Origin of the sequence: Nostoc sp. KVJ3 (assembly GCF_026127265.1) — a bacterium.
Classification (GTDB): Bacteria; Cyanobacteriota; Cyanobacteriia; order Cyanobacteriales; family Nostocaceae; genus Nostoc.
This window is the reverse complement of sequence record NZ_WWFG01000011.1, coordinates 40879-66889: the sequence shown is the minus strand read 5'-3', so window position 1 is coordinate 66889 and position 26011 is coordinate 40879. Positions and strand designations below refer to the sequence as shown.

Sequence of the window (26011 nt, the reverse complement as noted above, 5' to 3'; positions counted from 1 at the left end):
CACACAATAAATCGACTAGCCTTTGTTTGTCCATTCCATTTTCAACAGCAACTGTATAAAACTATTCAGTTGCTAACGCAGGTGGTTTGGCAAGCATTGAACGGGGTGAAACATTACTTGCAGTGCATCACCTCTAGCTTGTTGTCCCTATTGATTTGCTCTTTCGGAAGCTTTCATCACATGAACTCAACCCAAAACATCTTTACTACTCTTCCCGAAACGCTACATCAATCTCTCAATACCTACCTAGAAAAACATCCTGATTGGGATGAACATCGCCTTATTACCGCAGCCATCTCCCTGTTTCTGCTACAAAATGCTGATGGCGATCGCGGTGTTTCCCAAGTTTATCTCGAAACTCTGTTTCGTCACGGCTAATATTATTCCCTAGAAGTCATACTAAATAAAAGGTCAATCAAACGATACACTCAGAAAGATTCTTTCAGTCAGCATTAATGGCAAGTCAAAACGAGGTAAAATCGAAAACATCTACTATTGTAGGATCGCCACTCTCAGATGCAATAGAACCCAAACTCGCAAAAAATGCTGAAAATGTGGCTCAAACAGTGGAAAATTCCCTGGATAGTGACGACATCTTAAACTCACTCAAAACCTTACTTATTACTAAACTCACTCAAAACCTTACTTATTACTATAGAAAAGCTACAAAAAGTTCGCCTTGAAGCAGGTGATATTAAACCTTTGATTGAGCAGATGCTTGATGGGGAACCAGTCAGGGGTGAGGAAATTGAAAAAGCCAAAAATGGAGCCAACGCTCTTAATCGCCTAGTTCGTGCTTATAGCGATCACCAAGCAGCACTACTTAAAGCACAATCTGCTCGTACCTTGTTAGATCAAGTCCTCAGCTTCAATTCAGCGAACTAAAACTGGCTTTCATCTGTTTCAAAAAGAGAGAATTATCATATCAACTTTTTACAATAATTTAGCTTTGTATATTGTTGGCTAAAAATTGAGTTTTCAATATAAAAAGCCCTGGTAAAAATTCAGGGCTTAGTTTTTGTATTCATCTGTTTGCTTTGAATCTATCCCAAATTGTCATTTTTGAGTTTAATTAAGAAAGTATTCAACAAGTAAATTTTAACTTTGTCGAAAATCTTAATTTTGTGGTTTTACCAGGTGTTGTATTAACTGCTGATGCCTTGCAACAAAAATATTTATTGCTCACAACTAATTTACAATCTATCAATAGTAGTAATGAAACTGAAAACAGATGACTAACAAAAAGATCGTGCTAGTTACAGGAGCATCATCTGGATTTGGGCAGTTAACTGCTCAAAAGCTCGCTGCTGTAGGTTACTGGGTCTTTGGTACTAGTCGCAAGTCACATCCAGCATCAGTTGATAGAGTTATTTTTTTGCCGAGTTCGAGGTAAAAATGTTAATTTCATAATGATATTTTGAGCGAAATATATGAAAAAGCTTGTTGAGAAATCACTGAAGTATTGACTGTTGTTATTCCAGGTAAAATAGTTGTAAAATAAAATTTTGTTACTACTGACTTGATCTAAAGGCATAGTAAGCACTGAGCATAATAGACAATTGAACCAAGGATGACAAACCCATTTGCGCCACCAGATTTCCCAACGATGTACCGTTGTATTGGCATAGTTGAGGGTCAGTATTTCCCAAGTAAGGAAGAGTTTAATAATGGTATTTTAGTAACGAAAGATGGCAGTATTTATTCCACAACGTTAGCAAGTAAGTTAGAGAGACTGCTACAAGAGAACCTAGAGTTAGTAGCAAGTACTAGTATTTGGGTGGTATGGACGAGAATGGAAAGAGAGTCAAAAAAACTGAACTTTCATTTAAGAGGCAGGGAAAAAGAACCGACATCAGATTTACAACAGACATGGTTATTAGCTGCGGAGGGCTACTTTTCGCTGCGTGGTGTAGTTATCAGTCAAGAAAACGGTCAGTTGTCTGTGCAAATTCGACGCAACTTTAGACCGCCATTCGGAGCAGAGTCAGCGATGCAATGGCAACCATTCATCATCGAAATAGAAGGATTGCTGCCGGAACTTGGGGTAGGCGTAGGTGATTTTTGGGAACTAGATGTGCGACTTGTTGGCTCCAAGCTGGTGATGGATGATGCGAGACTAATTTTGAAATTCCCAAAACGTAGAGAAGGGAATTTTATTAGTGCCGAGAATCAAATAATACCTGGACTGCTGAAAGAAACTAATGGTCAAACTCCAACTGAAGGCAATCAAAAAACGACGACACCAGTACGATAAAAACAAGAAAATACTGTAGCTGTGCTGGGTAAATAGGCTGCTGCTGATTGAATTTGAGCAAGGTTCTCAGACTGACGGCTCACGTCCTTTAACAAAAATAACTCTTTGCGTTGGGGACAACAATTCGGCTAGTTTAGTAACTTCTTCTGAGTGAATTCGATAATAATTAGAGATACATTAGTCAAAACCTATTAATTTCATCGCTACATCAACCATGCCCAAGACTTGGAACATAAAGATAGATAACTATATTCAAGCCAACCCCAATTGCATCATTGCCACCGCCCATGTAGACTCGTTCCCGATAGACCTTCCCCTAGAACCCAACATCCGCGAACCGAACCGCAAAAGTGCGACCTACAGACAAATGTTCGATTCACTGACCACCGAACCTGGAAAATTCTTCTCTCGTCACAGTGGAATCGTACTGTCAGCGAATATTGCTAAACCTATCAAGAACAAAACTGAACTGGAGCTAGAAGTCTTAGAAGCAAACGAGGGTGGCAGCGACGGCATTATTAACGGGGGGCATACAGTTTTAGCTTTTGAGCAAGCGAAAAATTACAAATATGACCTAACCGAAGCCAGGGTAAAAGTTACGATTCACATCGGACTGACTGAAGAATCAGCCAAAGATATAGCCCTAGCTTCAAATACTACAACGCCAGTAGATTCTCGCTCCAAAGTCAACGCCAGGGGTGATTACAAATTCATCAAGCAGTATTTAGCCCAGTTAGAACAGAAAGAAGATAGAAAATTCCGCATCGCTTATTACCAGAATCAAAGCGGCGCTCCCAGAAATGCCCAGTGTAATGTCACCCACTTGCTCAAGCTCATTTACTGCCTCGACAGGAATAAATACAACCCCGACAGCAATAAACGAACCAAGCACCCAGCAGGAATGAGTCTTCCAAGTAACATCACAGACGCAGAAAGAGAAAGATTAACTGCACTTTTGCCTTTGCTAACTCATGCTTTGTGGATAGAGCAAAGACTCTACGAAATAATCCAAGACCATATTAGCAACCCCAGAAGAAAGGGTGCTAACGATTTAGCATCAATAGATACACGTAAAACTACATTGTTGCCTGACAGCAAGTATTCTTTTGGGTTTGGTGCGCCAACTGACTTGGCACTACCGATAATTGCGTCTTATCGGGTATTTCTGGATAAAGACTATAAATGGATTCTGCCGTTTAACGAATTTGCTGAAGATTTTCTCCAACACTTGTGGAATAACTATTTCCGTAAATACTTGGTGTCGGAGAAAACAGCAGGAAATACAGTTGGAACAAAAATCAGCCGCAATCAAGAGATTTGGGAAAGCTTGTACATTTCGGCGCAGAGTTATCTAAATCAGCATTTGGTGAAAATGGTCAACTCCAGTAAGCAAGAATCAGAATCGAAGGTGACACAAGGTAGTAGCAAGAGGGGAAAAGGGAAAAGGGATGAACTCAACGCAACTACTGTTCCTAAATAGTTGGTTATTAGTGGGATAGGTTGATGATTTCTATGCCAGTATGATCGTACTTGAAGATAATCTAGATGCGCTCGCTTGTTGTTAATGTATGCAATTACGACTATACTGCCTGCATCAGATAGCAATCAAAGGCTGGGGTTATGCCGGATACGACAGATGAAGGCAAAATTCACTTCATATCACCACAGTTATTGAAGAAATTAGATTACCAAACGCCTATAAGTAAATTTTACGCTTCAGCGACCTATATGAGTCGCCGAACTGAGCCGGAAAGCCTTGATTTTTCCTTGGGTGATGCTCATGAAATGCCACTTCCAGGGTTTGTAGAAGCCCTGCAACGTTGGAGTGTAGCACAAAACTCCAGTTGGTATGGCTACAAGGGAAATATTCCCGAATCACGGGTTACTGTATCTGCATCTCTTCAGGATAAACGCGGACTTTCTATATTGCCTGAAGATATTTTTATGACTAATGGGACTCTAGTCGGTTTGGCGATTTGTCTGCAAATAGTAGCTGGGGAAGGGGATGAGGTAATTATTTTGACTCCACCGTGGTTAGGTTATAGGCGTATGGTGCATTTTACAGGTGCGGTTCCAGTGGGTGTGCCTGTAGATACCAGCACCTTCGATATAAATTTGGAGGCGATCGCTGAAGCAATTACCGAACGAACTCGAGCAATAATTGTTAATTCACCTCACAACCCTACAGGTAAGATTTTTTCAGCTAGGACTCTAGAGGGTTTGGCAACTATACTAGCTGAGGCTTCTAAACTCTACGGCAAGGTGATTTACATGATTTCTGATGAAACCTTCAGCCGCATTGTTTTTGATCACCAATCTTGTCCCAGCCCGACCCAGTTTTACCCATTTTCTTTCTTGGTATATGGTTACAGTAAAACCTTAATGGCTCCCGGTCAACGTATCGGATATATCGCTCTTCCTTCCACTATGCCCAAGCGGGAAGAAATAAGGCGAGTAATCGCTATGTTACAAGTAAGTGCTTTTGGTTGGTGTTTTCCTAGCGTACTAATGCAATATGCCCTAAGCGACTTGGAAAAAATAAACATAAATATGGAGCATTTACAAAAAAAGCGAGATTGGATGGATTCGTCGCTGCGAGGCATGGGTTATCAACTGCATACCCCCGATGGAACATTCTTTTTGTTGGTGCGATCTCCTTGGGAAGATGACTGTGCTTTTGCGGAACTACTGGCAAGTCACGATGTATTTGTTTTACCAGGTACACCCCAGGAAATACCCGGTTACTTTCGGATTTCCCTTACTGCCAGCGAAGAAATGATTTCTCGTGCCTTACCCAAATTTCAAGCAGCGATAAAATACGCTGTTGAATAAAAAGTCAATTGACGGCAACAGAAGTATCAATAGAAAAAATCGCACAGATATCGGCAGTAATCGATTCTGGTTCCATTGCTGTACCAACGAACCGGACTTTTTGGGACTCGAATACAAAAGTTGATAGATTCGACAGAAATTCAATCCTCTTTAATTGTTATCCAATCACTCAAAACAGCCATACAACAAGCGATTAACGTTGGCCTTCTCAAGGTCTTATTTTGATGTTTGGCGAAATAACCACCCTCTAACTCATTCCCTCATCTGGGCCTGATAAATAACGTCGCAATTCCGATAACTGCACCCCAAAGACAGCCATAACAGCAAACGATAATCAACTGATTTTTGGGTTTAGCCCTTTCGTCTGATATTGTATGAACGAGCAGGATTTAGCCGTTCAGCAGGAATATAGCTTAGGAAATACCAATGAACTTAAGTTAAGCATTCAACAGATCGTGCCAGAGGACGTTGCATTAATGGAAGCTCTATTAGCGACCTTTGGTGAGGCATTCGATGAGGTGGAGACCTATGGAAATCCACCTAGTGCAGACTATCTGCGGCAACTGCTCGATAGTGACTACTTCATTGCGATCGCTGCATTGAAAGAAGGTGAGGTCGTTGGCGGTCTTACTGCCTACGAGCTTAAAAAGTTCGAGCAGGAGCGCAGCGAGATTTACATCTACGATCTAGCTGTTGCTGCCGCACACCGACGGCAAGGGATCGCAACGGCATTAATTCAAAAGCTGCCTGTATGTAGCTAATTGTCACTGAAATGAGAACCGCAATAACTTGAGATACTGTGCTGGCATTATCCACGCATTGAGTGAAGCAGCCGAAGACACACATTGCTATTTACCAGAGCCAGAACTCATTGAGAACGAGAAACCTTCGGAGTCCGACCTCTATATTGCGAGAAATGCCATCCGCCTCAACCTCCCAAGAAATCGAAAGTAGTCCCTATAGGCAAGAGGAAACCCAGAGCGATGAATTACAAGAGTGGGAAGGATATAGCTGGGTAATTTTTCGTTTTGAGGTAAGGGCGATACCTTCTCTTCTCCTATCGGGGACACTTCGTGAACGAGAGGCAACGCCTTTGCTGCGGAATGCACTCGCGTTCGGCACGTCTTTGACGAACACCAAGTTGGTAGGTTTTGCAGCAAAGGTTATAACTATCCCGTGATTTCAATGCAGTCGAACAGTAAAAGGAGCAAGCCGATGGCAGCGATCAACGATCTGAGTTCGCAGCAGTTCTACCACTGTACAAAGGCAGACCTGAAGCTAGGAGACCTGATCGAGTCCTGCAATCCCCGGATGTGGGTGAGCGGGATAGCCCTGTTATGTCACTTTTGGAAAACAATAATCAAAGCGAAATTCTCAACCTTTGATTGAATCAGGCTTTGAGCTTTTATTTATTAACAGAAACTAGAATTTATAGGCAAAACCCAGAAATTGAAGCTCCAGAAGGCTTACAACGATTGGCTTCTACCAAAGTGACACAAGAGGGATAGGATGGCAACCTATGTTTACCTAACCCCCAATCTGGATGCGGCGATCTAGGGGGCATAGCTAGCGCTCGGCTCAGGTCACGGCAGAGTATACATCGTAGAGCCGCTCGGTCAGATTGAAAATGTCTCCGAACTCACAAAGCAGAAGTCTCCGAAGCATGTGTCGATGTCATCCGCTCCCGCGAGCCGTTGCGGGTCACGGGAATGGTCACGGAGTGGACTCTTTATCATGGTTTTAGTGGGAAGCTTACGGCGAAATAGCTAAAAACTTAATTGCGTGGGCGCAAGCCTAACCGTAGAGTATTACGAATGACAAATGACGAATTAAGAATTACGAATTACGAATTACGAATTATCGGCAAGTATATAGTAAAAGTTGCCCCTCGATTTGATGTGCTGCTGGCGATAATACTGCGTTGATGGGCTTCAATAATCCGCTTAGAGATTGCTAACCCTAGACCATTACCGCTACCTTTGCGTGCGGGGTGTGTATCATCTACAAGTAATACATGTGGCATTGTTTATTCTAAATCAACGTTAGTTTTTTCTAATTATATTTTGTATGAATAGATGTATTTTTAACATTTATCTCTTGAAAGTTATTTCTTAAATAGTAAGGATGAAAATCTTATAGGCAAGAGGATTTAAGTTTAATCATGGCTGCTTAAATTACTCTTGACTATTACTGTTCCTTGTTGAGGAAATTTTATCGTAAAACTTGTTCCACCTCCTACTTCGCTATCTACATAAATTTCTCCATGATGTATTTCTAAACACTTTTTAACCACAGCAAGTCCTAGTCCACTGCCAACAATCTTACCTACATTATTAGCACGATGAAAAGGCTCAAATAAGTGTTTTTTAAATTCCCCAGGAATTCCTATCCCATTATCTTTAACTTGGAAAAATATTGCGGATGATTCACAACTAAGAATTAAAAAAATACTTCCTTCTGGAGGTGAATATTTAATTGCATTTGAGAGTAAGTTACTCAGAACCGAATAAAGTATATTTTCGTCTAATTTGGCATGGGTACAGTTTCCTTGGCTGATAAATTTAATAGTATGCTGTTGTTGATTAGAAAATTGGAGGTCTTCTATCAAATTAATGCAAAATGCTTCCAAATCTATCAGTTCTAGATGAAATTCTAATTTCCCAGCTTCTGCCCTAGTCAAAGTTAAAATATCGGTTAGTAACTGGTTCATTGACCTAGCTGAAGATTGAATGCGATACAGATTTTTAAGTTTCTTCTCTTCCGTCCACTGCTGATTACTTTGAGCCAATAGTTGAGCCGACCCTAATATAATACTCAATGGTGTACGAAATTCATGGGATACCATTGAAAAAAAGCGTAACTTCAATTCGCTAAGTTCTTTTTCTTGAGCTAAAGTCTGTTGAATAGCTTCTGCTTCTTGGCGCTTTAGTAATTGTTGATAAAGTAAGGCATAAACGCCTAATAAAATGGCAAAACTCAAGAAAGTACCGAGGAATTCAATCAACATCCGGTTGCGGATATTCTCTTGGGAATGTCTGACTGAGATTTGCAGTAACTGTTCCTCCCTAGCTTGCATTTGGGTAAGCGTTTCACGGATTTGATTACGGTTTTGATTACTTTGAGTAAGTAGAGGTGCTTGAATAGCAAAGCTTGATTTACCTACTTCTTTGAGGTTAATCGACTGTTTAGATAATTGAACTCTTTGAGCAATGAGGAATTTTAGCTTCGTTATTTGCTGCTGTTGATAAGAGTCATCAGCAAGCTGTTGCTGCAATTTTTTAACTTTGGCATCCAGGCTTTGCATTGCCTGATAGTAACGTTTGAGTTCTGATTGCTCTCTATAAAGAATATAACCCCTACGTCCAGCTTCTGCATCGGTTAGTGTAGCGAAGATGTCAAGAACATTTTTCATTACCTCATGTGTGTCCTTCACTTGATTGCTACTTTCAATTAACTGAGTAGCATTTTGGTAAGAAATAAGACTAGCTGTACCCATTAATAATAAGCTCAAGCCAAAGCCAGAGGCAATCCATTTCCTTTCCAGTGACCATTTCATAGAAAAATTAATTAATCATTAATGGCTCAGAGTCCATATCTTATCCAAGACCTTACATCAAAGTAAAGATTTTTCTAAATATTAGGCTTAGTTCAAAAATTTTATTACTAACCGATTTCTACCCGATTTTTGCCTTAAATCTCCACAAATAGATATTAAACTTCTACTTAAATTCAAGCTCCTCTGCACTAAAATATCTCCAAAAAAACAATTAATTTTTATTTTTTTGGAGATTTTTAATTTTATATAGATAGTAAGACTCATTGCCACTCCAAAAGCTTTCTTTTCTATTGGCTATGTAAATACCCACTAAACCGAATAAATTCTCTAAATAAAAAGATATTCTTATATCATCATGAAATAAACTGTGATTGCTCTATTATCTCATCTATAATTTATGCGAATTATATTGAAATTTAGAATTAATCAACATTCTTGCTTTTACTACCCGATTTTTACCCGAATTCTACCCAACTTTTAGACTTTTAAGGTGTAGCGTTAGGAAAATACAGATGAGGTATTAGAATATCATTTCCGGTTTGGGCAAATTTTCATGCCTTACTGTTCAATGAATATTGTCAATAAATATCGTTCATCATCATGAGCAAGTAGAGTGAAATTACAGAGTTCCAGGAATCCCGCAGTTACAAAGCGAGAGAGTGTTTTTAGACAAGATAAAAAGAAAAAAATTACTACCCATACACCAAACCAAATACGAAACACTAGACACAGACTTTTTTTAGTATGGTGTATTTTAATGGCAGCAGTTTTAGGACTGGTTATCAACTTGTATAAATTACAAATTGTACAGGGAGTAAAGCTAACAGAGAAAGCACGAAATCAGCAGATGGTAACTTTACAGCCTTTTATACCTCGCCGAATGGTGGTGGATCGTAATCATAATATCTTGGCTTGTGACCGTCTTGTATATACTCTGTACGCCCATCCAAAACTGTTTAAACAATCTGATGAACAAGTAGCACAAAAACTTGCCCCAATACTTAACAAAAATGCTAATGAATTAGTGAAAATTTTTCAAAGTCAAAAAAGTGGCATTTTACTTACTTCTGCTCTACCAGAAGAAACTGTTACTTATGTAACTGGATTGCACCTCAATGGTTTGGAGTTAACTCAAAAATACCTCCGGTTCTACCCAGAGAACGATTTAGTTGCAGATGTAGTAGGTTATGTCAATACAGACCGTAGTGGTCAAGCAGGTGTGGAATATAGCCAAGAAGATTTGCTGAAACGTTCTGTAGAAACTGTACGGCTCAGTCGAACAGGTAACGGCGCATTGATGCCAGATTATGCTCCTGTGGGATTGCTGGATTTTGATGATTTGCAACTACAGCTAACTATTGATAGTCGTCTACAACGAAGCGCCCGTTTAGCTCTAAAGCAACAGATGGAGAAATTTAGGGCGAAACGGGGGGCGGTAATTGTAATGGATGCTTTGGATGGTTCATTGCTGGCTTGAGTATCTCTGCCAACATATAACTCCAACGAATACTCCAAAGCTGATATTTCACTGTTTAAAAATTGGACAGTAGCGGATACTTATGAACCAGGCTCAACATTTAAGCCTTTGAATGTAGCGATCGCTTTAGAAAATGGCGTTATTAAATCAGATGATGTATTTAAAGATCCTGGTTTCATTAAAGTAGCCAACTACACTATTAAAAATGCTGAGGAAAACAATTATCGAAAAATTAGTATTGCTCAAATTCTCCAATACTCTAGCAATGTTGGCATGGTGGAAATTATGCAGCGATTGCGTCCTTCAGTCTATTACAACTGGCTTCAACGCTTAGGAGTAGGGCAAACTGTTGATACAGATTTGCCATTTGCAGTTAGCGGACAGTTGAAAAGTCAAGAAAATTTTGTTGCTTCACCCATTGAACCAGCAACTACCTCCTTTGGGCAAGGTTTTTCTCTCACACCGTTACAACTAGTGCAATTGCATGGGGCTTTAGCTAACGGTGGAAAATTAGTTAAACCTCATGTAGTTCGGGGACTAATTGATAGTAAAAGACAGATACATTACTCACCAACTTTCACAACACCAAGCCAAATTTTCTCACGCACTACAACTCAACAGGTGATTAAAATGATGGAAACTGTGGTTGAAGAAGGAACTGGAAAAGCCTCAGAAATCTCCGGTTATCACATAGCTGGCAAAACTGGTACAGCTCAAAAAGCAAGTTCCACTGGCGGTTATAAAAAAGGCGCTTACATCACGAGCTTTTCGGGTATATTACCAGTGGAGTCTCCCCGTTATGTAGTTTTGGCAGTGGTAGATGAGCCGAAAGGAGAAAATGTTTATGGTGGTACTGTCGCCGCACCCATTGTTAAATCTGTAATAGAAGCATTAATTTATCTTGAGAAAATTCCACCAATTCCGGGAGTTAATTAAGTGTTGAAGACTATACAAAATGGGAATAAAGTAGCCGCATAAAAAACTAGCCATCTATTTTTTAGAGTTTTATGGAGTCGAAATAAAAATTTCTAATCATATACAAATAGCAATTTTTCTAGTTGATTTAAACTGAAATATTTATGTTGTATATTATGCACTGATATCTACGATTATTGATAATAGTGCAAGATATCAAATTACCAAAATTAAATAAATTGTAGTTGTATTTATAAGTGAGGAAGTATAGTTGCCGTGTCTTCGACTAAAAGTTTTGCAAAGAAACACTCAGAAATTCACGATTTATCTGGTTTTGAGTTTTTCAAAGGAGTCGGTCAAGTAACTGGTGGTACGCTCCTATCTATCACGATGGTAGCAAGTTCGGTTTTAGCGGGAGGACTAGTTGGTTTAGCTATTAGTTTCCGCGATCTGCCAGATGTTAGACAACTACGAACTTTTTTCCCCTCAGAAACAAGTTATATCTATGACATTAAAGGTAAGCTTTTAGCAAGTATACATGGTGAAGCTAATCGAGAAGTAGTAACTCTAAATCAAATTTCTCCTAATCTCAAACGAGCGGTATTAGCCAGCGAAGACAGTCACTTCTACGATCATCACGGAATTAATCCTGTTGGTATTGGACGCGCAGCTTTAGTCAATTGGGCAGCTGGAGGTGTGCGAGAAGGTGGTTCTACAATCACCATGCAATTGGTGAAAAATATTTTCTTATCTCAAAAACGTGCTGTTACCCGAAAAATTGCAGAAGCAGTATTAGCAATTCGCTTAGAGCAAGTTATTAGTAAAGACCACATATTAGAGATGTACCTCAATCAAGTTTACTGGGGTCACAATAACTATGGTGTTCAAACAGCAGCACGCACTTACTTTAATAAATCAGCAGAAAATTTGACTCTGGGCGAATCAGCGATGATGGCAGGCTTAATTCAAGCTCCAGAAGAATTTAGCCCCTTTGTCAGTATGAAGCTGGCAAAACAAAAACAAAAAGAAGTATTGGGGCGAATGTTAGAACTTAATTGGATTACTCAGCAAGAGTATAATGATGCCCCCAAACAAAAAATAAAACTTGGTGAAATCAAGTCATTTCAAGGTAGCACTTTGCCTTACGTTACTAATACTGTAGCCCAGGAATTAATTAAAAAGTTTGGGCGTGAAACGTTGCTCAAAGGAGGAATGCACGTACAGACCACAGTAGATGCAGGCTTCCAAATGATGGCAGAAGAAACCATCAAGAAGTGGCATAAAACCCTTGAAAGTGAGGGATTAAACAATAATCAAATGGCTTTAGTGGCAATTGATCCTCGCACACATTTTGTCAAAGCACTAGTGGGTGGTGTAGATTCAAAAACTAGCGAATTTAACCGAGCAACTCAAGCCCACCGTCAGCCAGGATCTTCTTTTAAGCCGTTTGTTTACTATACTGCTTTTGCTAGTGGTAAATTTACACCAAATACAACAATCCTAGATACTCCAGTTAGTTATCGTGATGGTAACGGTTGGTATTATCCCCGAAACTACGATAATACATTTATGGGAGCAATACCGATTCGTACAGCCCTAGCCCAGTCTCGTAATGTTCCCGCAGTCAAAATTGGCAAAGCTGTGGGTATGAATAAAGTAATTGAAACTTGCCGTACTTTGGGAATTATGAGTCCGATGGAACCGGTGAGTTCTTTGCCACTAGGTGCGATCGGTGTGACACCATTAGAAATGGCTAGCGCTTATGCAACTTTTGCTAATTACGGGTGGCAATCACCTCCAACGATTATTGCCCGTGTTACTGACGGTAGTGGCAATGTGTTAATAGATAATACTCCTAAACCTCAGCGAGTTCTTGACCCTTGGGCATCAGCAGCAATTTTAGACGTAATGCAAACGGTAGTTAAAGAAGGAACTGGTAGAGGTGCAGATATAGGTCGTCCAGTTGCAGGAAAAACAGGTACAACTTCCTCAGAGAAAGATATTTGGTTTATTGGTACGGTACCGCAGTTAACAACTGCCATTTGGGTAGGGAGGGACAACAACCGACAATTATCTAGCCACGCGACAGGCGGAGGTATGGTTGCTCCTATATGGCGTGATTTTATGCAGAAGGCACTTAAAGATGTACCAGTAGAAAACTTCCAGCCACCTTCTAATTTTCCTCGTCCGAAATCAAATTAAAAATGTTCTAAGCTGAGACGCATTTAATTTTTCCAGATGAAAACCTCACAGCAAGTCTTCAGGCTCCAAAAAGTCTAATTTTGATGCGCCACATATTATATCCCGGATTTCTCACCGATGCTCAAAGCCTGTGCAGGGGAGTAGGGGAGTAGGGAAGAGTTATTGTACAAGTTCTTTCTCCTCTGCCCCTCTGCCCTTCCCTCAAACTTGTGAGAAATCCGGGTATATCTAGGGCGTGTCATCAATTAGGTAAACTGGAATCAGGGATTCTTAGGATAAGCCAAATGGTGCAATTTATTTAGCTGCTTCTGTTATCTGCTTAAATTGATGACACGCCCTAGTCCATCAGAAGCGGCAGTTGATAGTCAACCAGTGGAAGCAGCAACGATGATTTGCATTGATGTAGCCTATGATGCCATCAAAAAGATACATGGACGCAAACAACATCTGAGTGTAAGCGAGGAAGTCACTCTCCTGACTCACCCAGAAGCTACTACTGTCTTGCTGCTTGAGTGCAGCATCGCAAGATTGCCAATTAATTAAGAACTTTATACCTCATTGCTTCACTACTAGGTATTCTCAACTTTTGATAAACGCCACTCAGTTGAACACGTTCTGGTGGTTGATGGAAGGTTGCACAGCATCTTTGCACTGCCGCTTGATATTCCCGCCATTGCTTACGAATGGCTATACTAGTCACATCATTACCTAAGTCTTCAAATTTTAGCCCAGCCCGACTAAGCCAAATTTCCACGTCAGTTGTTTCACCAAAAGGTTCGGAAAAAAGATTATTGTTAAACATTGTTACAATATTTACCTTTTTATATATAGTACATAAGTTCCCTTTGTTGGCGTTTAGACCGTCTTTCCCAAAGGTCTTGGAGTGAATGCTTTTGGAAAACTAAGTTAGCTGATTGACAGGCTTCTTGCCAAACCTCCTCCACTATGCCCGATTCCATAGTTTCAATAGTTGTATTGTTGGCAGGTACATCAATCTCTACTCCCTCTATGGCAGTCAAAACATCTAGAACTGTGATTTTTCGGGGGTCACGTGCTAAGATGTAGCCGCCCTTAGCGCCACGTAAGCTATTAATTAAACCTCGACATCTTAATGTTGCTAGTAGTTGTTCTAAGTAGCGATTTTGTATACCTTTTAGCTCTGCTATTTGTTTAATTTGCATTGGCTCGCCATTCTGGTAGGAATCTACCAATGCCAACATCGCTAGAAGTGAGTATTCAAATTTATTTGGTAGTCTCATTAGGCTAGATACTATACAAGCTTTTAAACTTGTAATTCTATCTAAACTCTAAAGTAATAAAGTAATAGGAGCTATTTTGATTTGTTTTCAAAAAGATAAACAAGAATGATTGACAAAATAGTAATTTAAAGGTAGGTGTACGAGTTTTCAACTTCTAACACTGTTCTAATAAACTCTTGAAGTAATTAAAGAAAGTATTGTACGAACTATTATTTTTTCCTTGCACCCTTCGCCTTCTGCTCCCTCGGCTCCAATAGCTTGTGATAAGAGAGACAGGAGTATGTATTCTTTGTATAAGAGTAACACAAGTAATACTAAGCCAATTTAGACCTATCTAAGAATATTCTCCAATGAGACTGTAAATCAGCCCAGCCAGTACAATTAGAGTCACAATTACATAGGTATAATCTTTTAGTCGAACAAAGGCCAACAGAGAAAAAACCACTCTCATAACTGGAGTAGCAATCAGTAGCAGTAGTCCTAGTTGAATAATGCTAGAACTTACGCATTGACAGAAAATTGATACTATGTATTCAAATTCAAATTCTGCGCTAAATGTTCCAAAATAAAGTCACGAGCTACTTGGAGAGACAGATTCCTTTGGATTTCATACCAATTTTCAATCAAGTCTTCTGCCCGCATTAATTCTAATTGTGTGAAAGCGCGAATTGCACTAAAAAAGTGAGTCTTAATAGCATCGGTTGTTCTAACCATGAATCTTCCAATGCCACATACTTGTTTAATAGCTCTGTGGTAACACTCAATCCCCCAATGAATTGAATGTAGCTCTTTAAATTCTGTTCTGGAAATTGAGTTTAGTGTATCTTTTTCAGGGATATACATAATGTAATATCTTTTAGTTTCGTTTTTGAAACTTTTCCGAAATACTTTTACCTGACCAAAATTCTTTAGATACACTATTAAACCATCTTCGGGAATTTCTAAGTTTTGGACTTGGGTAAAATTTTTACCATCAATGGAACATGAGCGATTTTTAGCTACCCCAGTTAAAAACCCTAATCCCTTGTTTTTCAGTAACTTCAGGTTTTTTTGACTGGAATACCAAGCGTCAGTTGTCATTGTTTTAGGCTTTAAACCCCAATCCATTACCTCAGTAATCATTTCTCGTAAATAATCATTTTTAGTCTTGTTATCTTGTTTGTTATAAATGCGATAATTTACAGGTACAGATTTACCTGAACACTCGGTGTAATACAAGGTAATTAACTGAACTCCCTTAACGGCACGATGATGTCTACCTGAATAGTAATAACCGATTAAATCTGTTATTTCCGGGTCACTATGAGGCTTATCAATTACCGTATCATCTCCACTTAAAGTACCTCCAACTAGATTGATATTGGGCTTGATTTCTTCAAATAAGTCCTTGGGTTCGTACCGTTCACGTAGCAAAAATCTATTGACGCTATCATGAGATAAATTTTCCATTATCTCTGCCAGACGTGTGCAACCTGGATACTTTGATTCTGCCAGTAGAAACAGAGTATAAGTGTTCAAGTCACATTTAGCGGTTGATGGTTTAGTAATTGCTCTGATTGTCCGAACCCTAAACACAGCCAAGTAAATTATCTGTTTTTAACGCCTCTGGTAACTAGCGGTCGCTGTTTTTTTTCTGCATTCTCCTTATGCACTTTTTGTCTTGCTTGTCAATGCGTAAGTTCTAAATGCCTCGGTTACGACCTGATAATATTGATGTTTTTACCCCGGCTGGAGTGCGAAACTCTGCTGGTTCTCCCCGAAAAAACTGGTAATTAGGAACCTCAGTCCCGTGGCGAATTAAGTACAAAATTCCACCCGTTAGAACCAGAACGGTAGCAAGGATGACCCCGACTCTTAAGAGATTGCCAATAAATTGCTCAAAGCGCTGCTCAAACTTAGTACGTCTGTTTAGAACCATTTTAAAGCCTCCCAGTTAGACCTTTGTAGATCATTTCCAGCGCCAGTACCAAAATCACACCACTGAAAATATTTCGCAAAAGTTGTACCCTGGCTCTGACAAGTACTCGCGCCCCCAATACAGCACCACACAGTACTCCCAACATCACTGGCATTGCTAATCCGGGGTCGATATAACCTCGGTTTAGATATATTCCTGCACTAGCAGCTGCTGTTACTCCAATCATGAAATTGCTGGTAGTTGTGGAAACTTTGAATGGAATATGCATTATTTGATCCATTGCCAGCACTTTGAGCGCTCCCGAACCAATACCTAGCAAGCCGGAAAGTACACCAGCTATAAACATTAGTCCAAATCCAAAGGGAACACCACGCACGTTGTAAGATTGTTCTCCCGTAGAAGTTGGATAAGTGCTATTTAGCTTCAAGCGTGTTGCCAGGGGATCTGGCGGTAAATTATCAATGTTTTCAGAGTAGGGTTTACGAGATAGGTACGCACTATAAAGTAAAACAATCCCAAACACAATAGCGATCGCTCCAGTAGAAATCTTCGCTGCCACAACCGCTCCAGCTACAGCGCCAAAGGTTGTTGCTATTTCTAGGAACATCCCAAGCCGCATATTGGTGTAACCTTCCTTTACATAAGCAGAAGCTGCTCCACTAGATGTAGCAATCACAGATACTAAAGAAGCACCAATCGCATAGTGGAGATCCACTCCACAAATTACAGATAGGAAAGGAACAATTACTACGCCACCACCCAAGCCTGTCAAGGCTCCTAAAAATCCAGCGCTCAAGGAGCCAAACCATATTAATAGCGAAAAATCCAGAGTATTCAAGGTTTATTCTCCACTATTTGGTTTTATGGATAAAAGGGAAAAGGTTAAAGGGGAAAGGGGAAAGGGATGAACACATCGCCCACAAGGGGCGAGGTTTTTACCTTTCCCCCTTCCCCTTCTTCATAAAAACACCAATTAGTTTCACACTGGTTAGTTGGTTTTACTTTATATTTTTTCAATTATAAAAACAAATATTTTTTCTTATTAATTCAATAAAAGTTTTTAATCATATTGTATATATAAGCATTGAAAAAACTGTCAAAATTACAAATTGTTTATGGTCTATTCCACTAATTTTTTATCAAATTTATAAAACAGATATTTCACCAGTTAAACTACTGTAAAGCCAGCAAAATATAGTAGTTTTGTGAACGTCATAATTATGCCATAACTTGGTCATAACAGCAGGGTAAGAGCATCTCAATCAGGCTTGACACAAGGAATCAGAAGAATCTAAAGTATTGTCAATGAAACAACTGAGAACCTGAATCATATAATTGTTATCCATAGCGGTGCGTTTCATTTTTTGACGAAGACTACGTTTGTAGGTCTGTTCACGGTTAAGAGCATTGAGAGCGAAGCGTCGTAAAAGAGCAAAATTTTGGGGACTGTGGAAAGAACGAATGCGACAAGCGTCTTCTGCAAAAGTACAGTCGAGAGTCCAGTGAGCCTCGTTTTCAATGCCCCAGTGTTTTCGGATAGCCCGACCGATAATTTGAGCATCACTGTTTAAAGAAGTGAGATAAAACTGAACCTCACGAGTAGTTTTATTCCAAAGATGACGAACACGGACAACCATAACTAGAGATTGCAAACCTGCCCATAATTTGGGTTGATAAAGCTCACCGATAGCCGCAATGGGTACAGTCCAAACTTCACGAATTTCCGTGCGATGATGTGCTTTTTCAATCCGTTTGTCATAACTAACATTAATCCCCGAAAATTGCTCTGCTTGCGCTTTGTCAAACCATTCTTTGACTTGAGAATAGAGCATGGGATGGTTGGCTTTCAGTGCCAGGACATAATCAGCTTTTTTGGCGATAATCTGTTTGGCAATTTCGGTTTGTGTTCCCATTGCATCAATGGTGATGATACAGCCAGAGATGTCTAGCATTTCTAACAGTGCTGGAATGGCGGTGATTTCATTGGATTTATCTTCTACTTTCACTTGTGCCAACACTAAACTGTGCTCACTCGCCCAGGCACTTATAAGGTGGAGTGCGCTTTGACCTTGATTGCGGTCATAAGAACCCCTAATTGTCTTTCCATCTATGGGGATAATTTCTCCTCCCATGTTTGTGATTAGGGTTTCTACCCATCTCAAGAAACATCGATTTAATGCTTCTGGGTCGATCAACTCAAACACTCGTCGAAATGTATCATCTGAGGGAATACCATTTGGTAATGCCAGAAACTCTTCTAACCATGTTTGCTTGCTGATGCCATAATTCTCGATGTCTTCCCACCCTTGTGCTCCAGCTATGATTGCTAAAATTGCGATGACTAAGATATCTGTGAATTGATGTTTCTTCGTCCGCTCTACTCTCTTGTCTTTGATATCCGAGAAATGCTCAACTAGACTTTGTTGAATACTGCCAATGTCTGCTATTTTTCTTGATTTTGGCTGACAACGAGTATTTTTGACACTATCAGCAGATTTAGTTTCAAAGCCCTCTGACATCAATTTGGCTCCAGGAGATTTTCAATCGAGTAATTGAATTCATCTCATTGATCTTGCTCGGTCGTCAAGTCTATTTTTTACACATTCATTAATACTATCTTCTAGAACTTGTCAAGTTTTCTTTATACCAAATTAGATGCGCTTACCCTGGTCATAACAGTGTCATAACTATGTCACAGATGGCTGTTATCTTGTGAATGCTTTCTTAACAGATATTCTCTACATTCAATCGAATATGCTCTTTTTTATAGTCTTAAGTACAGTTTGCAGTAAAACTGGTGAAGTAATTCTAAGTAAAAGTTTCTGACTGATCGCATCTTATTGATGAGGCTGATCCATAAGAATTGATAAGTCGAATTATAAGACGGAAGAATTTAGTATAGCAAATAACGTAATCCCATATTAGAGAGGAATAAATTATGCTTGAGTTATTAGGTTCAGGCTTAGTGACGCTGTGGCTACAAAAAGCTGGAATCCAAATCAATTATTTAGATGCTTTAGATGCACTAGCTTGGCAAATTAGTCCTAGCTTGGTTCTTGCCTCAGATCCAAATCCATCTGGAAACACTACAGTGCAAGAATATCTTCAGAAGCTAATAACATCAAAACTGATAGCACAGAATTTGAAAGAAAACCAAGGTATTTGGATACAGTCAGGGCCAATGCTTATGGCTAATCACCAAGGTACAACACCTCTGCCAGCTGCATCTTTAACCAAAATTGCGACTTCATTAGTTGCTTTCAAAACCTGGGGGCCAGACCACCAATTTGAGACTTTAGTAAGTGCCACTGGACCGGTAGTAAATGGGGTATTAGAAGGTGATTTAGTCATAGCTGGTGGTGGAGATCCAATGTTTGTTTGGCAGGAAGGAATAGCTTTAGGAAATACTCTCAATCAAATAGGCATCAAACAAGTAAAGGGAAATTTGGTAATTACTGGTAATTTCGCCATGAATTTCCAGCGTTATCCATTCTTGGCAGGTCAAATGCTCAAACAAGCACTAAATTATGCCAAATGGAACCGCCCTGTTATTTTCCAATATTCAACTATGCCCAAGGGAACACCAAAGCCACAAGTTATAATTACTGGTACTGTAAAAGTCAATTTACAATCCACTCCCCAACAAACTTTGTTAGTGCGTCACCGGTCTTTGCCTTTACAACAACTAATCAAGGAGATGAACGTTTTTAGTAACAATGATATGGCAGAGATGCTAGCAGAGTCAGTGGGAGGGTTTAGTGTAGTCCAATCAACAGCCGCTAATATGGCTGGAGTACCACAGTCAGAAATTCAATTAATTAATGGTTCTGGACTAGGCCCAGAAAATCGCATTTCTCCTAGAGCAATTTGTGCAATGTTCATGGCGCTAGAGCGGGAAGCAGTCGCTCATCAGATGAATTTGGCTGACTTATTTCTCACTTCCGGGTTGGATCATCGGGGGACAATTCATCGGAGACATATTCCTCTTGCGACTGTAATTAAAACTGGGACATTGCATGATGTCAGTAGTTTAGCTGGTGTGATGCCTACACGCGATCGCGGTTTGGTCTGGTTTGCAATCCTAAACCGTGGCACAAACCCAGCAGGTTTCCGTTCTGAGCAAGATAAACTGTTACAAAATTTGATGAAACAGTTGCAACTACCTCAAGTAGTTCCTAGTATCCTAACTCCCCACTTAGCGATGAACTCTTTACCTCAAATCGGTGTAGACAGTCGTAATGAAATTTTATTCAGAAACTAGACTTTTCAAAAACTAAAGCTGGAGTATGAGTCTGAACTAAGCTTTCAAGGTATAATCTACCAATAAATAATCAAGAATCTGAACACTTTTAGTACTAAGTACAGGGTAAAAATAATTGATTATTAATTTTTAATATGGTAGATAAATTTATATCAAATTCTTATAAAAATGTCATAGCTTATTCATAACAATGACAAATTTTTATCAAATATTTTTTCTAACCTAGAGAAAGTAAATGTTTTAATCTTTTGTGGCAAATCAAGGATTTTCAAAGCTATGGATAACATTTTGCTTTGTCTAATTTTGGGACTAATTGCAGGAATAGTAAGTGGAATAACTGGAATTGGCGGCGGCATAATTATTCTGCCTGCCTTAATTTTTCTGTTTGGCTTCTCTCAACACCAAGCTCAGGGTACAACATTAGCTTTGCTTGTTCCTCCGATTGATATTCTGGCTGCATGGACTTACTACAAGCAAGGATATGTAGACTTTAAAATAGCAGGATTGCTCTGCTTGGGCTTTGTATTAGGTGGATGGCTGGGTGCTAAAATAGGAACAGGATTATCTAATGTGATATTGGCAAGAATATTTGGAGTTTTACTGCTTGTTAGTGCTATCAGAGTCCTGTTTACAAATGCAGGTGATTCCACTTTGTAACTCAGCAATTGTGTTCAAGAACATCACAAAATACATTTTATTTACTCCTTGTAATTGTCATATTTAGGGATTATTAATTGTAAGAATTGTTTCCCTATCTATCTAACTCACTTTATTATAAGAAACCTGATTGAAAATTTATTTTTCTAAAAAAATATAGTATTATCTATTTTTTAATACAGAAATATTATCACAATGCGTATTTTGGTAGTCGAAGATGATGTTCAGTTAGCAGAGATGTTGATGGAAGCCCTGACTGACCGTCAATATGTGGTAGATATAGCCCAAGATGGAGAGGAAGCATGGGATTATATCAAAGTGTTGGAATATGATTTGGTAGTACTAGATATTACTTTACCCAAATTAGATGGTGTAAGTTTTTGTCAACGCTTGCGATCGCCTATGGTGGGGCGTAGCTCATCGCGCAACATTACAATACCTGTACTCATGTTAACAGCACGCGATACCCTTGGTGACAAAATTACTGGTTTGGATGCTGGGGCAGATGATTATATGGTCAAACCTTTTGAAATGCCAGAGTTAATGGCTCGTGTTCGCGCCCTATTACGCCGCAATAGTGCCGCAACATCTTCTTCAGATTTTGGTTGGGGTAGTTTGCGTTTAAATTCCAGTACTTATGAAGTCACTTATGCTGACCAGCCTTTACATCTAACACCTAAAGAATTTGCTCTTTTAGAACTAATGGTTTCTAGCGGTCGGCGGGTGCTAAGTCGAGCCGGAATTATTGAGCGCATTTGGTCACTTGATGACCCTCCGAGCGAAGAAACTGTTAAGTCTCACATTAAAAGTTTACGGTATAAACTTAAAGACGTAGGTGCTGCCGATGATTTTATTGAGACTGTTCATGGATTGGGCTATCGCTTAAAGCAGCTTTAGAAAACTAACCGATTTCTACCTTATATTTGCCCCTGATCTCCACAACTGATTGTTATACTTCAATTACATTACTGAAATTCACCTCTTCTTTTACACTAGAACACTATTATTCTCCAAATCTATTTAATTATTGATTTGGAGAATTTTAATTTTTATCTAACTAAACTAAAAAATACATAATTACCCTATTTTTAGATATTTCTATTATGAAATCTTTGGATGGCTGAGAATAAGTTTCACCACAGTGTCAAGCTTATGTTGAATCTTCGGTTTTACGGAGTTCTATTTGCTGTAGGTAAGGCTACATGAACAATTAAAATTTAAATATTTAGATATTTGATATTTTCAAATGAGATAGAAATTAATTTAGATAGCATTTTTATTAGTAACCGATTTCTTACCGATATTTAACCGATATTTCAACTTCTAAAATATAACATTTTTGAACGAAAGTAATTTACTAAGTTTATTTGAGTTTTAAGGAAAAATTTATGCCCCATTCCCCAGTAAATATTTCCAATATTGTTATTACAAATAAAGAGTATCGCCAGCTTATAGCTTATGCAGGATATCATCAAATATCAATTTATGAAGCAATAGGGTTATTAATTGATTCTCTTCCAGAATGCTCTCCAAATAATAATAAATTAAGTAGAAGCCATTCGTTTATGTTTGCCAGAAGGTTTTTACACGTTTCTTTCGATGATAGATAACTTAATAAGTAACTTAATAAATAACTTTTTCTCTAAGTTACCTAGCTGTGAATTTTTGTACCACATACCACAGTGAATTTTGATTATGAATACTCTTACTTCTTTAAATTTAGTTAAATCTCTAGAAAATTCTGCTTCAGAAACGCCAAATTATCAACCCATTTATGCTCTAATTTCAGTTCATGGCAATCCGACATCTGAAATTGGTAAAGAAGGGGCATGTGGTCAAAATGTCTACGTGCGAGAATTGGGATTAGCATTAGCAAAACGCGGCTGTCAGGTTGATATGTTTACCCGACGCGAATACCTCGACCAAGAAGAAATTGTAGAATTAGCACCAGGGTGTCGCACTATTCGTTTAAATGCTGGGCCAGCAAAATTCATTACTCGAAACGAATTATTTGAATATTTACCAGAATTTGTAGAAGCCTGGCTGAATTTTCAACAACAAACAGGGCGCAGTTATGCCTTGATTCACACTAACTATTGGCTTTCTGCTTGGGTAGGATTAGAACTTAAATCTCGATTGGGACTACCCCAAGTTCATACCTATCACTCTATAGGGGCAGTTAAATACCGTAATGTGGAGAATCCGCCGCAGATTACTGCCATTCGTCATTGTGTGGAGAGGGAAATTTTAGAACAAGCAGATTATGTAATATCCACTAGTCCTCAAGAAGCGGAAGATTTACGTCAGTTAATTTCGCAACATGGTCGTATTAAAGTCATTCCCTGCGGAATTAATACTGAACACTTTGGTTCTGTCAGTAAAGAAGTTGCTCGTCAACAGTTGGGAATTGATGCAGATTCTCAGATAATCTTGTATGTAGGACGTTTTGACCTCTGCAAGGGAGTTGAAACCCTAGTCAGAGCTTGCGCCAATTTGCCTCCAGCATTTCAACTCTATCTAGTTGGTGGTAGTCGTGAAGATGGGGCAGACTTCCAAGAACAACAACGCATTCAAACTTTGGTGAATGATCTGGGATTGGAAGCCGTTACAGTTTTCACTGGACGAATTTCTCAAGCGCTGTTACCTGCTTACTATGCCGCCGGGGATATCTGCGTTGTACCGAGTTACTATCAGCCTTTTGGTTTAGTGGCAATTGAAGCAATGGCAGCCGGAACACCCGTAATTGCTAGTAATGTGGGAGGATTGCAGCATACGGTAGTGCATGGTGAAACCGGATTTTTAGTTCCTCCTCGTGATTCTAAAGCATTGGCGATCGCTATTCATAGTCTATTACGAAGCTCAACTCTAAAAGAGAGCTATGGTAATGCTGCACAAAATTGGGTTCAGTCTCGTTTTAGCACTCAGGGAGTTGCCGCCCAAGTTCACGAACTCTATCAATCTTTAACACTTGATATATTTGTTCAAGAAATTATTAAAACTAAAAAGTTAACTCCAGATTTAGAAAGACAAATCCAAAATTTATTGAAGTCGAAAGTTTTGAAATCTAATGAAATTAAAGCTCTAGAAAAATTAATTGACTCTTTTTCTAATGACATTGTGCAGTGGGCAAGCAGTTAAATAATATCGTGTCCGGTTAAAGACTTATCATTAATACCGCAGTTGTTACTGAGAGAAGGCTTGCCATGAGCAACTTGCCTTGAGCAGAGTCGAAAGGAGCCGAACGGGAGCAAGGGGAAAGAGGTTTATCAATACTGTACTGTTTTAGTGAGAATAAGCAAATATGAAACTGCTTTTGGTGATTGAATTAGATAATACCTTGGTTGGTAACAATCGAGCTATTGCTGCTTTAAACCAAAGGCTAGAAGCTATACGCAATCAGATTTACTTAGTCTATGTTACTGGTCGCTCTTATGCTTCTAGTCGTCGAGTGATAGCACAAGAACGGCTTTTGAAACCCGATTATTTAATCGCTAGTGTAGGTACTGAAATTTATCAACAGGGTGTGCTTTTAGAAAAAGATTGGGCAAATCAAATCTCAAAAGATTGGGATTGGGATGCAGTTTGGACAATTGCTAGTTACTTTCCAGCACTGATACCTCAATCCGACAGCGAACAAACTCCCTATAAATTAAGCTTTTGCCTAGATATGGATGCGCCGCTTGAGGTTATCCATGATTTGCAGGATTTGTTAACTTTTACTGGATTGCCGTCTGAAGTAATTTTCAGCAATGGCCGGGACGTTGATATCATACCCAAGAACAGTAACAAAGGTAAAGCAACTGCATATCTGCAAGAATTGCTGCAAGCGCAATTAGATGCAACCGTTATCTGTGGAGGTTCTGGAAATGACATCAGTTTATTTCAACAGCCATCAGCTGGGATTATCGTTGCTAATGCCCAAACGGAACTTCTGTGGTGGTATTACAAGACATATTACCCTTGGCACTTTTTAGCTCACTACCCTGGTGCTGCGGGTATTCTTGAAGGATTGATTTATTTTAATATTTTGCCATTTCCTAATGGTTGGAGGGCAATGGGCTACGCCCCACCATAGGCGATGGTGCGTATGTTGCCGAGGCTTGCTGGATACAGCAAGCCTCCACCGTGCCTTTGACACGGTGCAACCATCCTAAAAGGATGTTGGACAACAGCACCCGCATAGCGATCAAAATTTATTCCAAATTAACAGCAGCACCATTAAATACAAAGTAGAACAGATTGGTGGTGTATTTATTGAGGTTCCAACGCGACAAGTAAAGCCTTCTCAAACCTGCCCTAAATGTGGACACCAACACAAAAAGACACTCGATATCCGAGTGCATGAGTGTGATTGTGGATATTTGCAGGATAGAGATATTGCTGCTGCCGAAGTTATGCTTTATTGGGCTAAAGGGAATCTGCCGGGGTCAGGAACTGGCCTCGTAGTCGCAGAGTCGCCTAGCTCTACCACATCCACCGGCAAGCGCAAACAAGCTGGAAGTATGCGGCAACTAGGGGCGAAGAAGCGACAAAAATCTCAAAGTAATTTCGCTAAAAACAGGTTAGAGGATGTAGAAACCTCTAGCGATGGCGTTGCCAGCTAGAGGTAGTTCATAGAAGTATGATCCGCACCAGGGCCCCCGCGAATTAGAAAGGCAACAGGTTTAGAGCAGATGCTCG

General features: G+C 39.4%; 24 protein-coding genes and 3 pseudogenes. 18 read left to right on the top strand and 9 right to left on the bottom strand.

Features of this window, described 5'->3' with window-relative positions:
* The 9 genes from GTQ43_RS42015 to GTQ43_RS42010 all read left to right on the top strand — a co-directional run.
* Nucleotides 1-378, top strand: a 378-nt coding sequence (locus GTQ43_RS42015; RefSeq protein ID WP_414859198.1) for a DUF2811 domain-containing protein, incomplete at its 5' end; no start/stop codon positions are given.
* 336 nt (nt 379-714) lie between these two features.
* The gene (locus GTQ43_RS39085; protein WP_265278006.1) at nt 715-885 is read left to right on the top strand and encodes a hypothetical protein; all 171 of its coding nucleotides are present in this window, start codon (nt 715-717) and stop codon (nt 883-885) included.
* 346 nt (nt 886-1231) lie between these two features.
* The gene (locus GTQ43_RS39080) at nt 1232-1393 is read left to right on the top strand and encodes a hypothetical protein (protein WP_265278005.1); all 162 of its coding nucleotides are present in this window, start codon (nt 1232-1234) and stop codon (nt 1391-1393) included.
* Between the two features lie 177 nt (nt 1394-1570).
* Nucleotides 1571-2254 (top strand): hypothetical protein, encoded by a 684-nt coding sequence (locus GTQ43_RS39075; protein WP_265278004.1) that lies wholly within the window; start codon nt 1571-1573, stop codon nt 2252-2254.
* A 214-nt stretch (nt 2255-2468) separates the two neighbouring features.
* Nucleotides 2469-3734 carry an AIPR family protein gene (locus GTQ43_RS39070; protein WP_265278003.1) on the top strand — a complete coding sequence of 422 codons (1266 nt, stop codon included), beginning with the start codon at nt 2469-2471 and terminating at the stop codon, nt 3732-3734.
* Nucleotides 3735-3874: 140 nt separating this feature from the next.
* Complete coding sequence (locus tag GTQ43_RS39065; protein ID WP_265278002.1) at nt 3875-5086, top strand: aminotransferase class I/II-fold pyridoxal phosphate-dependent enzyme; 1212 nt, start codon at nt 3875-3877, stop codon at nt 5084-5086.
* Between the two features lie 374 nt (nt 5087-5460).
* The gene (locus GTQ43_RS39060) at nt 5461-5847 is read left to right on the top strand and encodes a GNAT family N-acetyltransferase (RefSeq protein WP_321162565.1); all 387 of its coding nucleotides are present in this window, start codon (nt 5461-5463) and stop codon (nt 5845-5847) included.
* Between the two features lie 155 nt (nt 5848-6002).
* A complete protein-coding gene (locus GTQ43_RS39055) occupies nt 6003-6266 on the top strand; it encodes a hypothetical protein (protein WP_265278001.1) in 264 nt (87 codons plus the stop codon).
* 419 nt (nt 6267-6685) lie between these two features.
* Nucleotides 6686-6856, top strand: a complete 171-nt coding sequence (locus GTQ43_RS42010) for a hypothetical protein (protein WP_414859200.1) — start codon at nt 6686-6688, stop codon at nt 6854-6856.
* 73 nt (nt 6857-6929) lie between these two features.
* On the opposite strand, the pseudogene GTQ43_RS39050 reads toward GTQ43_RS42010, so the two are convergent.
* Nucleotides 6930-7073: pseudogene (locus tag GTQ43_RS39050) on the bottom strand (ATP-binding protein); the annotation flags it as partial.
* 168 nt (nt 7074-7241) lie between these two features.
* Nucleotides 7242-8642 (bottom strand): ATP-binding protein, encoded by a 1401-nt coding sequence (locus GTQ43_RS39045; protein ID WP_265278000.1) that lies wholly within the window; start codon nt 8640-8642, stop codon nt 7242-7244.
* Nucleotides 8643-9399: 757 nt separating this feature from the next.
* Between GTQ43_RS39045 and GTQ43_RS39040 the strand changes: the two are divergent.
* The 3 genes and pseudogenes from GTQ43_RS39040 (at nt 9400) to GTQ43_RS39030 (ending at nt 13779) form a co-directional block, all read left to right on the top strand.
* A pseudogene (locus GTQ43_RS39040) lies at nt 9400-11055 on the top strand (peptidoglycan D,D-transpeptidase FtsI family protein).
* 255 nt (nt 11056-11310) lie between these two features.
* The gene (locus GTQ43_RS39035) at nt 11311-13236 is read left to right on the top strand and encodes a transglycosylase domain-containing protein (protein ID WP_265277999.1); all 1926 of its coding nucleotides are present in this window, start codon (nt 11311-11313) and stop codon (nt 13234-13236) included.
* Between the two features lie 327 nt (nt 13237-13563).
* The gene (locus GTQ43_RS39030) at nt 13564-13779 is read left to right on the top strand and encodes a hypothetical protein (protein ID WP_265277998.1); all 216 of its coding nucleotides are present in this window, start codon (nt 13564-13566) and stop codon (nt 13777-13779) included.
* Here GTQ43_RS39030 and GTQ43_RS39025 read toward each other — a convergent pair.
* The 7 genes from GTQ43_RS39025 to GTQ43_RS38995 all read right to left on the bottom strand — a co-directional run bounded on the left by GTQ43_RS39025 (nt 13772) and on the right by GTQ43_RS38995 (nt 18932).
* On the bottom strand, nt 13772-14038 hold the full coding sequence (locus tag GTQ43_RS39025) for a YbjN domain-containing protein (protein WP_265277997.1): 267 nt from the start codon (nt 14036-14038) through the stop codon (nt 13772-13774). The two genes, GTQ43_RS39030 and GTQ43_RS39025, sit on opposite strands and share 8 nt — an antisense overlap.
* Nucleotides 14039-14057: 19 nt before the next feature.
* Nucleotides 14058-14495 (bottom strand): RrF2 family transcriptional regulator, encoded by a 438-nt coding sequence (locus GTQ43_RS39020; RefSeq protein ID WP_265277996.1) that lies wholly within the window; start codon nt 14493-14495, stop codon nt 14058-14060.
* A gap of 334 nt (nt 14496-14829) precedes the next feature.
* On the bottom strand, nt 14830-14985 hold the full coding sequence (locus tag GTQ43_RS39015) for a DUF1634 domain-containing protein (protein WP_414859199.1): 156 nt from the start codon (nt 14983-14985) through the stop codon (nt 14830-14832).
* A gap of 35 nt (nt 14986-15020) precedes the next feature.
* Nucleotides 15021-16052 carry a transposase gene (locus GTQ43_RS39010; protein ID WP_265273632.1) on the bottom strand — a complete coding sequence of 344 codons (1032 nt, stop codon included), beginning with the start codon at nt 16050-16052 and terminating at the stop codon, nt 15021-15023.
* A 124-nt stretch (nt 16053-16176) separates the two neighbouring features.
* Nucleotides 16177-16413 (bottom strand): DUF1634 domain-containing protein, encoded by a 237-nt coding sequence (locus GTQ43_RS39005; protein ID WP_265277995.1) that lies wholly within the window; start codon nt 16411-16413, stop codon nt 16177-16179.
* A gap of 1 nt (nt 16414) precedes the next feature.
* Nucleotides 16415-17251, bottom strand: coding sequence for a sulfite exporter TauE/SafE family protein (locus GTQ43_RS39000; RefSeq protein WP_265277994.1), 837 nt, complete (start codon nt 17249-17251; stop codon nt 16415-16417).
* A gap of 424 nt (nt 17252-17675) precedes the next feature.
* Nucleotides 17676-18932 carry an ISAs1 family transposase gene (locus GTQ43_RS38995; RefSeq protein WP_265270955.1) on the bottom strand — a complete coding sequence of 419 codons (1257 nt, stop codon included), beginning with the start codon at nt 18930-18932 and terminating at the stop codon, nt 17676-17678.
* Nucleotides 18933-19351: 419 nt separating this feature from the next.
* Between GTQ43_RS38995 and GTQ43_RS38990 the strand changes: the two genes are divergently transcribed.
* The 6 genes and pseudogenes from GTQ43_RS38990 to GTQ43_RS38965 all read left to right on the top strand — a co-directional run.
* Complete coding sequence (locus GTQ43_RS38990) at nt 19352-20674, top strand: D-alanyl-D-alanine carboxypeptidase (protein WP_265277993.1); 1323 nt, start codon at nt 19352-19354, stop codon at nt 20672-20674.
* Nucleotides 20675-20950: 276 nt separating this feature from the next.
* Nucleotides 20951-21331 (top strand): sulfite exporter TauE/SafE family protein, encoded by a 381-nt coding sequence (locus GTQ43_RS38985; RefSeq protein WP_265277992.1) that lies wholly within the window; start codon nt 20951-20953, stop codon nt 21329-21331.
* A gap of 195 nt (nt 21332-21526) precedes the next feature.
* A complete protein-coding gene (locus tag GTQ43_RS38980; protein WP_265277991.1) occupies nt 21527-22228 on the top strand; it encodes a response regulator transcription factor in 702 nt (233 codons plus the stop codon).
* Between the two features lie 798 nt (nt 22229-23026).
* Entirely contained in the window at nt 23027-24469 is a 1443-nt protein-coding gene (locus GTQ43_RS38975) for a glycosyltransferase (protein ID WP_265277990.1), read from the top strand.
* A gap of 163 nt (nt 24470-24632) precedes the next feature.
* A complete protein-coding gene (locus tag GTQ43_RS38970; protein WP_265277989.1) occupies nt 24633-25406 on the top strand; it encodes a sucrose-phosphate phosphatase in 774 nt (257 codons plus the stop codon).
* A gap of 139 nt (nt 25407-25545) precedes the next feature.
* Nucleotides 25546-25935, top strand: a pseudogene (locus GTQ43_RS38965) (zinc ribbon domain-containing protein); the annotation flags it as partial.
* Between the last annotated feature and the right edge of the window lie 76 nt (nt 25936-26011).

What these genes read in the sequence shown, in the direction of transcription:
- GTQ43_RS39085 (WP_265278006.1), top strand. Translation starts at nt 715, where the DNA reads ATGCTTGATGGGGAACCAGTCAGGGGTGAGGAAATTGAAAAAGCCAAA.
- GTQ43_RS39080 (WP_265278005.1), top strand. Translation starts at nt 1,232, where the DNA reads ATGACTAACAAAAAGATCGTGCTAGTTACAGGAGCATCATCTGGATTT.
- GTQ43_RS39075 (WP_265278004.1), top strand. Translation starts at nt 1,571, where the DNA reads ATGACAAACCCATTTGCGCCACCAGATTTCCCAACGATGTACCGTTGT.
- GTQ43_RS39070 (WP_265278003.1), top strand. Translation starts at nt 2,469, where the DNA reads ATGCCCAAGACTTGGAACATAAAGATAGATAACTATATTCAAGCCAAC.
- GTQ43_RS39065 (WP_265278002.1), top strand. Translation starts at nt 3,875, where the DNA reads ATGCCGGATACGACAGATGAAGGCAAAATTCACTTCATATCACCACAG.
- GTQ43_RS39060 (WP_321162565.1), top strand. Translation starts at nt 5,461, where the DNA reads ATGAACGAGCAGGATTTAGCCGTTCAGCAGGAATATAGCTTAGGAAAT.
- GTQ43_RS39055 (WP_265278001.1), top strand. Translation starts at nt 6,003, where the DNA reads ATGCCATCCGCCTCAACCTCCCAAGAAATCGAAAGTAGTCCCTATAGG.
- GTQ43_RS39045 (WP_265278000.1), bottom strand. Translation starts at nt 8,642, where the DNA reads ATGAAATGGTCACTGGAAAGGAAATGGATTGCCTCTGGCTTTGGCTTG.
- GTQ43_RS39030 (WP_265277998.1), top strand. Translation starts at nt 13,564, where the DNA reads ATGACACGCCCTAGTCCATCAGAAGCGGCAGTTGATAGTCAACCAGTG.
- GTQ43_RS39025 (WP_265277997.1), bottom strand. Translation starts at nt 14,038, where the DNA reads ATGTTTAACAATAATCTTTTTTCCGAACCTTTTGGTGAAACAACTGAC.
- GTQ43_RS39020 (WP_265277996.1), bottom strand. Translation starts at nt 14,495, where the DNA reads ATGAGACTACCAAATAAATTTGAATACTCACTTCTAGCGATGTTGGCA.
- GTQ43_RS39005 (WP_265277995.1), bottom strand. Translation starts at nt 16,413, where the DNA reads ATGGTTCTAAACAGACGTACTAAGTTTGAGCAGCGCTTTGAGCAATTT.
- GTQ43_RS38995 (WP_265270955.1), bottom strand. Translation starts at nt 18,932, where the DNA reads ATGTCAGAGGGCTTTGAAACTAAATCTGCTGATAGTGTCAAAAATACT.
- GTQ43_RS38990 (WP_265277993.1), top strand. Translation starts at nt 19,352, where the DNA reads ATGCTTGAGTTATTAGGTTCAGGCTTAGTGACGCTGTGGCTACAAAAA.
- GTQ43_RS38985 (WP_265277992.1), top strand. Translation starts at nt 20,951, where the DNA reads ATGGATAACATTTTGCTTTGTCTAATTTTGGGACTAATTGCAGGAATA.
- GTQ43_RS38980 (WP_265277991.1), top strand. Translation starts at nt 21,527, where the DNA reads ATGCGTATTTTGGTAGTCGAAGATGATGTTCAGTTAGCAGAGATGTTG.
- GTQ43_RS38975 (WP_265277990.1), top strand. Translation starts at nt 23,027, where the DNA reads ATGAATACTCTTACTTCTTTAAATTTAGTTAAATCTCTAGAAAATTCT.
- GTQ43_RS38970 (WP_265277989.1), top strand. Translation starts at nt 24,633, where the DNA reads ATGAAACTGCTTTTGGTGATTGAATTAGATAATACCTTGGTTGGTAAC.